At 64.7% G+C, this 13,039-nt stretch carries 10 protein-coding genes; 2 read left to right on the top strand and 8 right to left on the bottom strand.

Annotation, left to right across the window (positions count from 1 at the left end):
* The first annotated feature begins 20 nt into the window (after window positions 1-20).
* Entirely contained in the window at window positions 21-1,163 is a 1,143-nt protein-coding gene (locus QFZ57_RS05120; RefSeq protein WP_306629362.1) for a glycosyltransferase, read from the top strand.
* Window positions 1,160-3,064 (top strand): glycosyltransferase family 2 protein, encoded by a 1,905-nt coding sequence (locus QFZ57_RS05115; protein ID WP_306629361.1) that lies wholly within the window; start codon window positions 1,160-1,162, stop codon window positions 3,062-3,064. Before QFZ57_RS05120 ends, QFZ57_RS05115 begins: the two co-directional genes overlap by 4 nt.
* 28 nt (window positions 3,065-3,092) lie before the next feature.
* Here QFZ57_RS05115 and QFZ57_RS05110 read toward each other — a convergent pair whose 3' ends face one another.
* From QFZ57_RS05110 to QFZ57_RS05075, 8 genes are all read right to left on the bottom strand, one after another.
* Complete coding sequence (locus QFZ57_RS05110; protein ID WP_306629360.1) at window positions 3,093-4,385, bottom strand: O-antigen ligase family protein; 1,293 nt, start codon at window positions 4,383-4,385, stop codon at window positions 3,093-3,095.
* Between the two features lie 163 nt (window positions 4,386-4,548).
* A complete protein-coding gene (locus QFZ57_RS05105) occupies window positions 4,549-5,850 on the bottom strand; it encodes a M18 family aminopeptidase (protein ID WP_306898484.1) in 1,302 nt (433 codons plus the stop codon).
* Between the two features lie 10 nt (window positions 5,851-5,860).
* Complete coding sequence (locus QFZ57_RS05100; protein WP_306898482.1) at window positions 5,861-7,273, bottom strand: amino acid permease; 1,413 nt, start codon at window positions 7,271-7,273, stop codon at window positions 5,861-5,863.
* 268 nt (window positions 7,274-7,541) lie between these two features.
* The gene (locus QFZ57_RS05095) at window positions 7,542-8,435 is read right to left on the bottom strand and encodes an ABC transporter permease (protein WP_306898480.1); all 894 of its coding nucleotides are present in this window, start codon (window positions 8,433-8,435) and stop codon (window positions 7,542-7,544) included.
* On the bottom strand, window positions 8,435-9,358 hold the full coding sequence (locus tag QFZ57_RS05090) for an ABC transporter ATP-binding protein (RefSeq protein ID WP_306629356.1): 924 nt from the start codon (window positions 9,356-9,358) through the stop codon (window positions 8,435-8,437). Before QFZ57_RS05090 ends, QFZ57_RS05095 begins: the two co-directional genes overlap by 1 nt.
* Before the next feature lie 147 nt (window positions 9,359-9,505).
* The gene (locus QFZ57_RS05085; protein ID WP_306629355.1) at window positions 9,506-11,002 is read right to left on the bottom strand and encodes a bifunctional phosphatase PAP2/diacylglycerol kinase family protein; all 1,497 of its coding nucleotides are present in this window, start codon (window positions 11,000-11,002) and stop codon (window positions 9,506-9,508) included.
* Between the two features lie 22 nt (window positions 11,003-11,024).
* Complete coding sequence (locus tag QFZ57_RS05080; protein WP_306898477.1) at window positions 11,025-12,254, bottom strand: MFS transporter; 1,230 nt, start codon at window positions 12,252-12,254, stop codon at window positions 11,025-11,027.
* Window positions 12,251-13,024, bottom strand: a complete 774-nt coding sequence (locus tag QFZ57_RS05075; RefSeq protein ID WP_306898475.1) for a DeoR/GlpR family DNA-binding transcription regulator — start codon at window positions 13,022-13,024, stop codon at window positions 12,251-12,253. Before QFZ57_RS05075 ends, QFZ57_RS05080 begins: the two co-directional genes overlap by 4 nt.
* Window positions 13,025-13,039 lie beyond the last annotated feature (15 nt).

Raw genomic sequence — 13,039 nt, 5'->3', positions numbered from 1 at the left:
ACGGGATACAGGAGAAAAAGATGCCCAAAACAGTGGCAGTCGTCGGCACGCGCGGTTATCCAAGCTATTACGGCGGATTTGAAACTGCCGTCAGGAAGATCGCCCCCTTCCTCACCGACAAGGGCTGGGATGTCAACGTGTACTGCCGGCCCGGTTCCACCAAAGATGATGATGCCGCGCGCGACCCCCGTGTCCGGACCACCACAACTCCGGGTTTGGAAAGCAAGTCACTAAGCACCCTGTCATTCGGTCTCACCTCGGTTCTCCACTGCCTCCGGGAGAAACCAGACGTCGCGCTGGTGATGAACGTGGCGAACGGCTTCTGGCTGCCGCTGCTGAGACTCCGTGGAATACCAACCGTAGTAAATGTTGACGGAATCGAATGGGAACGTGCCAAGTGGAACGGGTTCGCAAAACTCGTCTTCAAGCTTGGAGCCCGTCTTACCGCCCGTTTTGGGACCATTTTGGTCAGCGATTCCGTCGAAATACAGCGGCGCTGGAAAGTGGACTTTGGCCGGGACTCCCTCTTCATTCCGTACGGGGGTGAACTTTCGGTTCCCTTGGAAGTTGTCCCGGGTCTCGATCACGACTCGTACGTACTTATGGTGGCCCGGTTCGTCCCCGAAAACACGGTGGCGGAGTTCTTTGAGGCAGTAGAGGACATAGCGCGCGAGCACCCAGTTGTCATTGTAGGGTCCAGCGGATATAGAGGTTCCCTCGACGAAGACGTGAAAGCCCTGAGCGCCCGACATCCGAATGTCACATGGCTCGGGCACCTCAGCGACGACAACAAGCTGCTGTCGCTGTGGCAGCACGCGGGGGTCTACTTCCACGGGCACAGCGTCGGAGGGACAAATCCTGCCTTGGTCCAGGCCATGGCTTGTGGAGCACCGGTGGTGGCGCGGCGTACCGCATACAACAGCGAAGTACTTGATACCCCCGAGCACCTCGTGGATCCGGAACCACTCGCTATCGGAAGGGCGCTTTGCCGCATGCTTTCGGACCACGACCTCCGTTCGAAGGCGAGACAGGCCAACAAGGAGCGGGCCGCTTCCCACTACAACTGGAACGACGTCTGCGGGCAGTACGAACAGGCGCTTATGGCGGCGACTGGTCCGGCCCGAAAAATGGCACGCCTGCTCCCTGTCGTGCATGCCCAGTGATCATTCCGGACCTGGCTGCCCTGGTGGTCCACCACCGCAGCTACCAAACGTTGGGAGCGACCCTCGCCGCGTTGGTCTCCGGTGGTGTGGCCCCGGACCGCCTCCTCGTGGTCGACAACAGTGAGGAACCCGGCCGACGTGCCGAAGTGGACAGACTCCTGCCTCCGGGCGCACACGCCATCTACTGCGCGAACGCCGGTTACGGTGCGGCAGTAAACCGCGGAGCCTCTTGGCATGAGGAAAACACGCACAAATGGCAATACCTTCTGGTCGCCACCCATGAGTCGAAGCCCGAGGCGGACTGCCTCGGGCTCCTTCGTGCCGCCCTCGCCGAGGATCCCGGGACAGCCGTGGTTGGGCCGGTCCTGGTCACGGGCGATGAAGGGAAGACTATTTGGTCGCGGGGGGGACATTTCACCAGGGTCTTGGGACTGCCCCGCCACCGTGGGCACTTACAGGCACGGTCATGCCTGGCCGTCGATCTTCCGCAACCCGTGTCGTGGCTTGATGGCGCCCTCCTGATGTTCCGGCGCGGCATACTGGCCCAGTACCCCATTGATGAAAGCTATTTCCTCTACATGGAGGAAGCGGACCACCACCAAACCCTCCAGCGCCATGGCTGGAAGGTGAAGGTGAACCCTCGGGCCTTCGCCTGGCAGCAATCAAACGGGGTCCCACCGTTCTACCTGACGCGCAACATCCAGATTTTCCATGCGAAGAACGGGTCACGATTTCAGGCCCTGGTATCCGCACCATATCTTTTGGCACGGTCTGTGGGCCGAGACCTCATCAAACAACAGCACATGGGCACGTTCCGTCCCCTGCTGGCCGGGCTACAATCCGGCCGGGTACTGGCTAGCGCCGCCCGGGCCAAGCAACCGGTGGGCGTCATCATCGTGAACCCTTTGGGAGGGGCCCTAAGGCACTACACCAAAGCATTGCATCAACACTTGGTGGACGCAGGAATTCCAGTGCAGGTGAAGTCCTTGGACGAACCCTCGGTCTCCGGCAAGCATCGCCTCGCCTGGCTTCTGGAATACGTGGAACTGCTGGGGTGGGTGGGTTGGCACAAACGCCGTCGCAGCGTTCCGCCCAGAATCCTGGTCACCTGGCCCGTTCTGGGGTTTTGGGACCTTCTCCTCGTCAAGGTGCTGTGCGGGAGTTCCTCATGGGTGGTCTATCACGACCCCACCCCGCTGGTCAGGTCAACCGGAAGCGGCAGGGCGGTTTCCGCCTTCGTGGGGAAGGTGAAAGGCCTACCTGAAGCTCTGGTGCACAGCGAGGAGGCTGCCGAAGCCATGTGTGGAAGGGGATTCGCGGACGGATTGACCGTAGTGCGCCACCCAGTACTTCCATATCCATCGGAGCGGCCCCCCACCGAAACCGTCAAACATGACCCTGACCGCCGTCCCCGGATACGCGTCCTGGGGCAATACAAGCCGGACCGGGATCTCGACCTTTTGGAGTCTCTGGCCGTGCGCCTTGGATCCCGCTACGACTGCGAAATCATTGGCCGTGGATGGCCGACAGTCAAGGGGTGGCGGGTGGATGCGCGTTTCGTCCCGGAAGACGAGCTGGACCATCTGATTGCGGGCAGCACGGTCATACTCATACCCTACAAACGGTTCTTCCAGAGCGGGATCGCCATCCGGGCGCTTGAGCAGGCCGTTCCGGTCGTAGGACGTTCCGAAACGAGCCTGGGGGATTTGTTTGGGCCGCAGTCAGGGCTATTGGTCGGCGAACAGTACGGCGCCGCCGGGGACGTCGACGCCTGGCTCGGCGCCATTGATTTCGCTGCCACCAACGGACGGGCAGAAGCCTACTGGGCTGCCGAATCCTTCCATCGCCAGGCTGCGGACGATTGGGCCCTCCTGGCGGCCCCTCGGAATCCGCTGACTTAGCCCCTGTCCCCCGCTGCCCCCAGGGCTCTTACTCCTTGTCGCTCAACATGCCGTCCAAGCGGTGGCGGGGACGCGGTAAGGCCTCCTTGTTGGATTGGGCAGCGATGATCGCCAGCCCGACAAGGAGCCACGTCACGGGGAAGAAGATGGCGTTGGAAAACAAGCTGCACACGAGCGTGAAGAGCAGGAGTTGGCCGGGGATGCTGCGCACCCATACCAGCGCAAGACCTATGAGGCAGACCATCAGGGGCACCGCAAACAGCGCGCCGTCGACCCACATGCCCAGGACCCAATTGCTGGCTACGTTGTTTTGGGACTCACCCACAGTATCGATTTGGCCCCAGACCCCTACCCTTCCCGCGGAGCTAAGACCATGACCATAGACGGGGATTGACCTGGCCAGCTCGACGAGAGAATCGTTTTGCCTGATCCGGGCCTGCCCGGAGATATCGTCCTCCTGGACCGTCCCCAGCATCGTGGACGCCCGGGCTGCCACTTCCTCCTGCAGTTGGGGAACGGCCGACAGGGCGACAACGGCAGCGACCGAGGCAACAACAATGGCGGCGCGTCGCCCCCGTCTTGGGCCCGTTGCGACAGTGGTCAGTCCCCGACGCCTGTGAACCATCGATGCTACTGCTGCGGCAGCCACACAGATTAGGAGTGCGATCCATGATGCCCGGGCCATGGCCAGGACAAAGACGATGATGTTCGGCAGAAAGAATCCCACCTTTGCCGGCCGGGACATGGGGAGCCGCCAGCTCAGCAGCACCCCCATACCCGAGAACATTCCCAGCCAATCGGGTTCAGGGTAGATTCCCGTGGGGCGGCCGATGGAACTGACGTGAAGGTGCCAGAGATCCATGGGGATGACCTGGAAGACCTGCAGTACGCCAACGCCGCTGCCCACGGTGGAGACGGCCAGCAGGCCCCACATCATGGCCGTCGCATCCTTACGGGTTGACGTCAGGGCTACGAGCGCGGCCGACCCCGCGAGACCCAGAAGCTGAAGGCCAAGTGTTGGACTGTTAACCAGGTCGCCGGAAAGCGTGGTTGAGGCCAGCAGCAATGCGGCGGCCAGTAGCGCCGCAACGAGCTTGAAGGCACTTCTGTTCCTTGCCCGGCCGGGCAGGAAGACCCAGGCTACGGCGAGGAGCGTGAAGATATGGACCCTGAAAATCTGGACTGCAACGAGTCCCGCGGAAATGCCAAGAAGGAACGCGAGAATGTTCCGGCGGCCCGGATGCGTGAGGGCAGCGACCAGCCCCAGCGCGACGGCAGCGAATCCCACACCAAGGTAGAGAGCTTCGGTGAACAACCCCATGAGTTCCAGCCTTTCCCTGGCCGCCACGCAACTGCAACAAAGCGGGGTCCGCCCTGCAGTCGTCTGCACTCTTACAGTAGAGGCGGGTCCAGGCACGAACTAGCGAATAAGGCCGGGCATGTGGGTATCCGCACGGCACCTGTGGGGCCACAAAGCGAAAAAACTAGGCCGCTGTCCGGAAGAACAGCTCCGTCACGCCGGCCAGGCGCAGGGGATCCTCCACCCCGCACAGCTCGCGGGCTGAGTGCATGGACAGGAGCGGCACGCCGACGTCCACCGTCCGGATCCCCAGCCGGGTGGCGGTGAGCGGCCCGATGGTGGAACCGCAGGGCACCACGTTGTTGGACACGAATTCCTGGTACGGAACGCCGGCTTCGCCGCAGAGCCGCGCCCAGAATGCGGCTCCTAACGCGTCGGTGGCATAGCGCTGGTTGGCATTGATCTTCAGCAGCGGCCCGCCGTTCAACACGGGGTGGTTGGCGGGGTCGTGCCGCTCGGGGTAGTTGGGGTGGACCGCGTGCCCGGCATCGGCAGAGAGGCAGAACGACGCCGACAGGGCCTGCCGCCGCTGGCTCACCGTTGCGCCCAGGCCGTCAGAGATGCGCACCAGCACGTCCTCAAGGATTGGTCCGCACGCACCGGAGCGGGAGTTGGAGCCGATTTCCTCGTGGTCGAAAGCTGCTACGACCGCAATCGGCCCGGCGGCAGCTTCGGACCCTGCGTGGGCAACCAGCGCTGCCAGCCCGGCATGCGTGGCCGAAAGGTTGTCCAGCCGCCCTGATGCGAAGAACTCCCCCTTGCCCCCGAAAACCGCAGGTGCCTGCGTGTCCGCAATGACGACGTCGTACCCGCCAATCTGCCCCGGATCAACGGACTCGCCGGCAACTGAAGCCGCCAGCACGCCCAGCAGGTCGGAGTCTGAGGGATTCCCGAGTCCCCACACCGGGTTCATGTGGCGCTGTTTATCCAGGGTGAGCCCCTCGTTCACGGCGCGGTCCAGGTGGATGGCCAGCTGCGGGAAGCGGAGCAGCGGCCCGGTGGCCGTGAGGTGCTCCGTACCGTCCAGCATCACCAGCCGGCCCGCGAGCCGCAGCTCGCGGTCCAGCCAGGAGTTCAGCAGGGGGCCGCCGTAGATCTCCACTCCGGCCTGGAGCCAGCCGTGGGCACCTGTAGTGGGCTTGGGTTTGAGCTTGAATGACGGTGAATCGGTATGGGCACCCAGGATGTTGAATCCGGTGGCCGGTCCCGCACCCTCGGGCACCACCCACGCGATCAGGGCCCCGTCACGGATGATGAAGAAGGAACCGTGCCCGCCCTCCCACGGCTGCAGCTCGTCCAGGCGCGTGAACCCGGCTTCCTCCAGCCGCCGGCCCCCCTCATGCGCAGCGTGGAAGCTCGACGGCGATGCGCTCACATAGGCCCCAAGGTCCTGGATGTGGTCTGTGGCAGAGGAAGGCAAAGGCATGGTCCCGAGTCTAGCGCCGCGCCTGCTCTGCAGGTGCCGCCGCAGCCTCCGCTCCGGCCGGCTGTCCAGCAGCCTGGTCCTTGCGCCGGTAGCGCAGCACGCCCACCGCCACCACCACGGCCGCCAGGGCCAGGGACAGCAGCAGGGATTCCCGGGTGGATTCCACAATCACCATGCCGATCAGCAGGGCCACGATGCTGATAATCGCTGCCCAGGTGAGGTACGGGAAAAGCCACATTTTCAGCTGCAGGTCCTTCGCCGCGGCTCCCATGCGCCGGCGGAGGACCAGCTGCGAGGCGGAGATGACCAGCCACACGAACAGTGCGATGGCACCGGAGGTGTTGACCAGGAAGAGGAACACGGTGTCCGGGGCAACGTAGTTCAGGCCCACCGTGACGAAGCCAACCACGGTGGAGGCGAGCACGGCGGTGGCGGGAACCCCACGCCGGGAAATGCGCATCCATGAGCGCGGCGCGTCACCCCGGGTGGAGAGCGAGAACAGCATGCGGCTGGCCGTGTAGAGGCCGGAGTTCAGGCAGGACAGCACGGAGGTCAGCACCACGACGTCCATGATGGTTCCGGCGCCCGGGATGCCGAACAGTTCGATGACCGCAACGTAGGGGCTCTTGGCCACGGAGGCCGAGTTCCACGGCAGCAGGGTGACCACCACGGCAATGGAACCGATGTAGAAGACCAGGATCCGCCAAACGGTGGACTTCACGGCCTTCTTCACGGCGTCCACGGGGTTTTCGGATTCGCCGGCGGCAATGGTGGCGATCTCGGCGCCGAAGAAGGAGAAGACCACCACGAGGATTCCGGCCAGGACAGCGCCCGGACCGTTGGGCATGAAGCCGCCGTTATTGACCAGGTTGCTCAGGCCGGGAGCCGGGACGCCGGGGATAAGGCCCAGGATGGCGGCGGCGCCGAAGACCAGGAAGAGGACGATCGCCGCCACCTTGATGGACGCGAACCAGAACTCGAACTCACCGTAGGACTTCACCGAGCCCAGGTTGGTGAGCGTCAGCAGCACCATGAGGGCAAGAGCCCAGACCCACTGGTCAATGCCCGGAACCCACCGGTGCATGATGGCCGCGCCGGCGGTGGCCTCGATGCCCAGGACGATGATCCAGAACCAGGCGTAGAGCCAGCCGATGCTGAAGCCTGCCCAGCGGCCCAGCGCCTTGTCCGCGTAGGTGGAGAAGGAGCCCGTTTCCGGGTTCGCAGCGGCCATCTCCCCCAGCATGCGCATCACCAGGATGACCACCAGCCCCGCGGCCGCATACGCGACGAGGATGCCGGGGCCGGCCTGCTGGATTGCGGCCCCCGAGCCGACGAAGAGCCCTGCGCCAATGACGCCCGCGATGGCGATCATGGAGAGGTGCCTGGGTTTCAGGGACTTGGAGAGTTGCTGGTCAGCATGCATGGAAGCGCCGTCCTGTTGGGAAATAGCAGAGGTGGTTCGACGTGCGTGGGCACACCACCGGTAGACCGTGTGATGCGCCACATCGTCGTTTTACCCTAGGTCCACAGTCCCGCACCAGGCTTTGTGCAGTCCGACAGATCTTGATATGTACAACAGGACGGGGCTCCAAGCAGAGGCAACCATAGGCAAGAGAAGTTTTCTCTGAGGAATATTTGTAATGTGCCGGAAACCACTGGTCCCGGGACTGGCTGTGGGAGCCTGTTTCGCCCTAGACGTCCCGCCGTTTCAGCAGGACTGCGGCGAGCAGGACGGGGATGACCACCCAGGCACCAAGGACCAGCGCCGCCTGCCAGGCCTCCAGGGTGTCCGGAACGTGCTGCGCGGCCGTCAGCGGATCAATCGTGTTGCCGGGCAGGTACTTGCGGGCTTCCTTGAAGAAGTCACCGGGGATCAGCTGGAAAGCGATGGGCGCCACGAAGAAGATGCCCACCAGGCTCATGATTCCGCCGGCGGAATTCCTGATCAGCGTGCCCAGGGCCATGCCGATGGCAGCGACGGCTGCCACGTAGATGCTGTTGACCAGGAGGAGCTTCACCGACTGTGAGCTGCCAAGATCCAGCTTGAGTCCATAGTTGTCCAGGATGGGCACGGCCATCAGTCCTGCCACCCAGGTGGATGCCGCCGTGACCACGAACGATGTAACCATGACCACCACCAGCTTTGCAGCGAACGCAGGAAGCCGCTTGGGCACGGCTGCGAAGGTGGACCGCGCCATGCCGGTGGTGAACTCCGAGCTCATCAGGAGCACGCCGAGTGACCCCAGGATCAGCTGGGCGAAGGCGATGCCCGAGGTGGGCACGCTGACGGCAAGGTCGCCACCCTGGGATGCCATCCGCGCCGCGCCCTGCGGATCGCGCGTGGCCGCATCCGCGAACTGGCCCGTCCCCCAGGCGGACAGGGCGCCGAATCCGACCATGACCACCGCGGTGGAAGCGAGCAGGATCAGCGTGGAAAGGAGGCTGCGGAACTTGATGATTTCCGAGTTGAGCACCCGGAAGAACGTGGGGCCGGGCAGGGTCCGTCCACCGTTACGGGCGCTGCGGTTCCCGCGGGAGGACGCAGGTTCGGGCGAGGACGTGGATTCAGTGGTCATTGCGCTCATTACTTGCTTACCTCCGCAGCGGGCAGGGAGTGGTATTCGACGTCGTCCTTGGTCAGTTCCATGTAGGCCTCCTCGAGGCTGGCCACGAGCGGCGTGAGTTCATAGACCATGACCTGATTTTCCAGGGCGGTTGTGGCGATGGTCCTGGGCTCCAGGCCCGTGACTTCGAGCAGCTCCCGCTCCGGGACGTCAATGGATGCCCCCCGTCCGGCAAGCAGCTGGTAGAGCCGGTCAGGTTCATCGGTGCGGACGCGGACACGTGACTGGCCCTTGCCGGTGATGATGTCACGGATCGGTGCGTCGGCAATCACCCGGCCGCGTCCGATGACGATCAGGTGGTCAGCGGTCTGCGCCATCTCGCTCATCAGGTGGCTTGAGAGGAACACGGTTCGTCCCTGCCCGGCGAGGTAGCGGACCAGGTTCCGCACCCAGACCACGCCCTCCGGGTCCAGGCCGTTGACCGGTTCATCGAGGATGAGGGTCTGGGGATCCCCCAGCAGGGCCGCTGCAATGCCCAGCCGCTGGCCCATGCCCAGTGAGAAGCCGCCGGCCTTTTTGCGTGCCACCGTGTCAAGCCCCGTCATCTCAATCACCTCATGCACCCTGGCCTTGGGGATGCTGTGCGTGGCAGCCATAGCCAAGAGGTGGTTGTAGGCACTCCGGCTGGTGTGGACCGCCTTGGCATCCAGCAGGGCACCTACTTCGCGCAGGGGTGCCTTGTGCTGGACGTACGGCAGGCCGTTCACGGTGACAGATCCCGACGTCGGCCGGTCCAGTCCCATGATCATGCGCATGGTGGTGGACTTTCCCGCCCCGTTTGGGCCCAGGAAGCCCGTGACCTGCCCTGCCCTGACGGTAAAGCTGACGCCGGCCACGGCGGTTTTGGCGCCGTAGACCTTGGTCAGCCCGTTTGCCTCGATCATGAAGAATCCTTTGGACGGCAGCGCGCGGCTGCGGACGACGTTCGGTGGTGTTCCTGCCCTACGCTACCGACGCCGGCGCAGCTTTTCGCCGGAATCAGGGATGATTCAGGGGAGAATCAGGGTCGGCCTCCTGCCGCGTCCCCCTGGTCAGCGGCGCGGTGAGTAATACGCCAGCGTCCTCGGCCGGACCCTGTACGAGACGCTCCGGACTCCGGCCAGCGCTTCTCCATCAACCGCCAGCGCCATGGGCGCGCCGCCTGCGTCGATCCTGACCTCCGTGGCCTCCCGCAGGTGGGTGATGCGCGAGCTTGCCACCGTTCCCGTCAGCACGGACCAGAGCAGCCGCAACCGGGCGAAGGATTCGTCCGCGGTGATCAGGCGGACATCCAGTACCCCGTCGTCCATCACCGGCCGGATCAGGGGCGCATGGTCCCGGGGGAAATACCGGCCGCGTCCCAGGTACGCAATCCACACCTTGTGCCGGACACCGTCCACGGCCAGGGTGATGGGGGTGCCGGCGGCGAAGGTCCGGAACATCGCCACAACACCGGCCAGCGGTTTCCCGAGCGCAGGTTGCAGGTGTTCGCGCCGGCGGACAAAGTTTGGGTAGAGACCGATGCTGGACGTGTTCAGCATGACCAATTCGGAAACTTCCGGGCTTCCCGCCAGCCCGCGTTCAGCGGTCACCACTCCGATGTCGGCCAAGGCCGCCTCACCTTTGCTTGCCGCCGCAACTGCATCCTTCAGGCTTCCCGTCCCGGCGTCGCGGGCAAAATGGTTCAGGGTTCCGCCGGGCAGGACCAGCAAGGGAATGGAGCGATCGACGGCGGCAGCGGCCGCTGCGCCCACAGTTCCGTCGCCACCCCACACACCTAAGGCCCTGGTCCCGGGAAAATCAGCGGTGGCACTGATGCGTTGCACCAGGTCCTCATCCGGCTGCACGGTGGTTATATGCGCCTTGGGAAATACTTCCCTGAGGGCTGACGCGGTTTCCTCCTTGAAGGATCCGCCCAACGTGTTGACCACGATGCTCAGGCCCTCGCCGTCCGGCAACTCGGGCGCGGTGGTCCATGCCCTCGTTGTCTGTGGGATCGGCGGGCGGACCGGCCACCAGCGCCGGGTCACCAAGGCGGCGCCCGCGCCGAGCGCTGACCCGAAAAGGACGTCAGAGGGCCAGTGTGCACCGGTGTGGACCCTCGAGTAGGCCACTCCGAGGGCAGCCGGAGCCAAGGCAGCACCCAAGGCCGGGCGGACCAGGCCCACTCCGACGGCGAACGCCACGGCAGAGGCTGAATGCCCGGATGGCATGGAGGAACTCTTGGGCTGCGGGTGCACGAAGCGGAAAACCGGCAGATGCTCGGGCAACGGGCGGGTACGGGGGAGCAGCGTCTTGAACACCACGTTGGTGACGGCTGATGCCACGCCCTGGGCGATCACCCCATGCAGTGCCGCCCTCCGGGTCCTGCCCGGGAAGAGTGCCAGGACTGCCGCCGTCCCCAGCCAGAGCTTTCCCTGGTTGGCTGAGGCGGAAAGCCGCCGGAAGAAAACGTCATGGTTGCCGCCTGGCAGGTGGGATACATGCCTGACGAGGTATCGATCCAGGCGGCTGATCCAAGTACGGCCTCCCGGCCTGGCGCTTTGCATGTGATCACCCTAACCCCAACCGCTATTCCCGCTCAGTTGGCTCCAGCTGGGTGGACTCCTGCCCGACCCGCAGGGGCCTGGCAGCTCCGGCCAGCAGCAGGGCCACCAGGATGGGTGCCATGATCGCCAGCAGCGCGGTGTGGATACCGGTGAGGTCACCCAGGTAGCCCAGCAGCGGTGGTCCGGCCAGGAAGGATATATAACCCAAGGTGGATACAACGGAGACGCGCGCTGCCGAGTGCTGTGGATCATCAGAGGCTGCAGACATGCCCATGGGGAAGGCGAGGGCGGCACCAACACCCCAAAGGGCTGCGCCGATGCCTGCGAGCCAGATATTGGGAGCCAGCACAAAGAGGCCCAGCCCCGCAGCGGCGGCAGCCATGCTGGCCCGCAGCACCGCCACGCGTCCGTACTTGTCAATGACACGGCCGCCGAGGAACCGCATGGCCGTCATGGCCAGGACGAAGAGGGCGAACATGAGGGCGCCCGTTGACTCGGATGTCGCGAGTCCGTCCACCGAGGCCTTGGCGATCCAGTCGTTGCCGGCCCCTTCCGTAAGGGTGGCGCCCAGGACCACGACGCCGATGAGCAGGGTCCGGCTGTCCCGCCACGCTGATGGTCCCTTGGCGGGTTTCGGTTCCCCTTCCGCGGTGGCCGTTGATACGTGGGGAAGGAAATAGCGTGGCACGGTCAAGGCCACCAGTACCACCACGGCTGAGATGACCAGGAGGTGCAGTGGAAGATCCACGCCCAGGGTGGAAAGCCCCGCCCCCACGAGGGCCCCCACGAAGGCGCCGCCGCTGAAGGCCGCGTGGAACTGGGGCATGATGGTCCGCCGGAGCTTGTGCTCCACGTCGGCCCCCTCGATGTTCTGTGCCACGTCCCAGAGGCCGATGCCGATGCCGAAGAAGAACAGTGACACCGCCGTTCCGGGTATGGACGCGGCCGAGAGTGACACGGCAATGCCCGCGCCTGCTACCGCCGCCAGCAGGCCGGCAAAGCGGACAGTGTTGGCGGTACCGATCCTGCCAACCACCAGTCCCGCGGTGGGGAGGGCCAGGAGTGAGCCTATGGCCGTGCACAGCAGCAGCGTGCCCATTTGGCCGGAGGTGATGTTCAGCGTCTGCGTCACCGCGGGGATCCTGGCCGCCCAACTGGCGAAGACAAGCCCGTTGATGCCGAAGACGATGAACGTTGCCACAGCGGCGGCTTTCAGGCCTGCCTGCTGTTCCGTGCCGGTGTTGGTGCTCATACGGTCACTACTTCCACAGTGTATTTTTCGAGTTGGGCATGATCCTGGCTGCTGAATTGCCGGTCCGTTACGATGACGTCCACGCGGTCCAGGCCGGCGACAAGCACCCTGGCATTGGCCTGCCACTTTCCGGCCGAGGCGGCCACCACCACGCGTGCCGCCGATTCGAGGCCGGCTTTCTTTATTGCGGCGTCGTCGAGGTCGTGGGCCAGAAGGCCGCCCTGAAAATCCACGGCGCATGGCGTGACCACAGCGGTGTCAAAGCGCAGGGACCTGATATTGGACTCGGCCAGGGGTCCCCGGAAACAGAGTTCGCCGGGCATCACGCTTCCACCCGGGAGCAGCAGCGCAGGCCGGGAACCTGCAGCACTGTCCCCGCCCGCTGCCGCGTTAAGGGCCTGCAGGGACATGGGCATCAGGGTCAGTTCCCGGCCGGCCGCGGCCCGCGCCACCTCGGTTGCCGTGCTGCCGCTGTCCAGCCAGACGTGTTCCCGCTCTGCCAATAGGCCCGCTACGGCAGCGGCGATTCGCTTTTTGGCATCCCGGTCCTCCAGCTCACGCTGTCCGTAGCCGGGATTCTGCCCGTGGCCTATCAGGCTGCGGGCGCCGCCGTGCATCCTGCGGAGGACGCCATGACCGGCCAGTACCTCAAGGTCCCGGCGGATTGTTGCCCCGGAGGCGCCGCAGGCCTGCATCAGCTCTTCGACGCTGGCCTCCGGCTGCCGCCGGAGGATTTCAGCGATGATGCGATGCCGGTCATCCGTTTTCATGAGCAAATGCTATCA

Origin of the sequence: Arthrobacter sp. B1I2 (assembly GCF_030816485.1) — a bacterium.
Taxonomy (GTDB): domain Bacteria; phylum Actinomycetota; class Actinomycetes; order Actinomycetales; family Micrococcaceae; genus Arthrobacter.
This window is presented reverse-complemented; position numbering and strand designations above follow the sequence as displayed.

What these genes read in the sequence shown, in the direction of transcription:
- QFZ57_RS05100 (WP_306898482.1), bottom strand. Translation starts at nt 7,273, where the DNA reads ATGCATGCTGACCAGCAACTCTCCAAGTCCCTGAAACCCAGGCACCTC.
- QFZ57_RS05120 (WP_306629362.1), top strand. Translation starts at nt 21, where the DNA reads ATGCCCAAAACAGTGGCAGTCGTCGGCACGCGCGGTTATCCAAGCTAT.
- QFZ57_RS05110 (WP_306629360.1), bottom strand. Translation starts at nt 4,385, where the DNA reads ATGGGGTTGTTCACCGAAGCTCTCTACCTTGGTGTGGGATTCGCTGCC.
- QFZ57_RS05085 (WP_306629355.1), bottom strand. Translation starts at nt 11,002, where the DNA reads ATGCAAAGCGCCAGGCCGGGAGGCCGTACTTGGATCAGCCGCCTGGAT.
- QFZ57_RS05090 (WP_306629356.1), bottom strand. Translation starts at nt 9,358, where the DNA reads ATGATCGAGGCAAACGGGCTGACCAAGGTCTACGGCGCCAAAACCGCC.
- QFZ57_RS05105 (WP_306898484.1), bottom strand. Translation starts at nt 5,850, where the DNA reads ATGCCTTTGCCTTCCTCTGCCACAGACCACATCCAGGACCTTGGGGCC.
- QFZ57_RS05075 (WP_306898475.1), bottom strand. Translation starts at nt 13,024, where the DNA reads ATGAAAACGGATGACCGGCATCGCATCATCGCTGAAATCCTCCGGCGG.
- QFZ57_RS05095 (WP_306898480.1), bottom strand. Translation starts at nt 8,435, where the DNA reads ATGAGCGCAATGACCACTGAATCCACGTCCTCGCCCGAACCTGCGTCC.
- QFZ57_RS05080 (WP_306898477.1), bottom strand. Translation starts at nt 12,254, where the DNA reads ATGAGCACCAACACCGGCACGGAACAGCAGGCAGGCCTGAAAGCCGCC.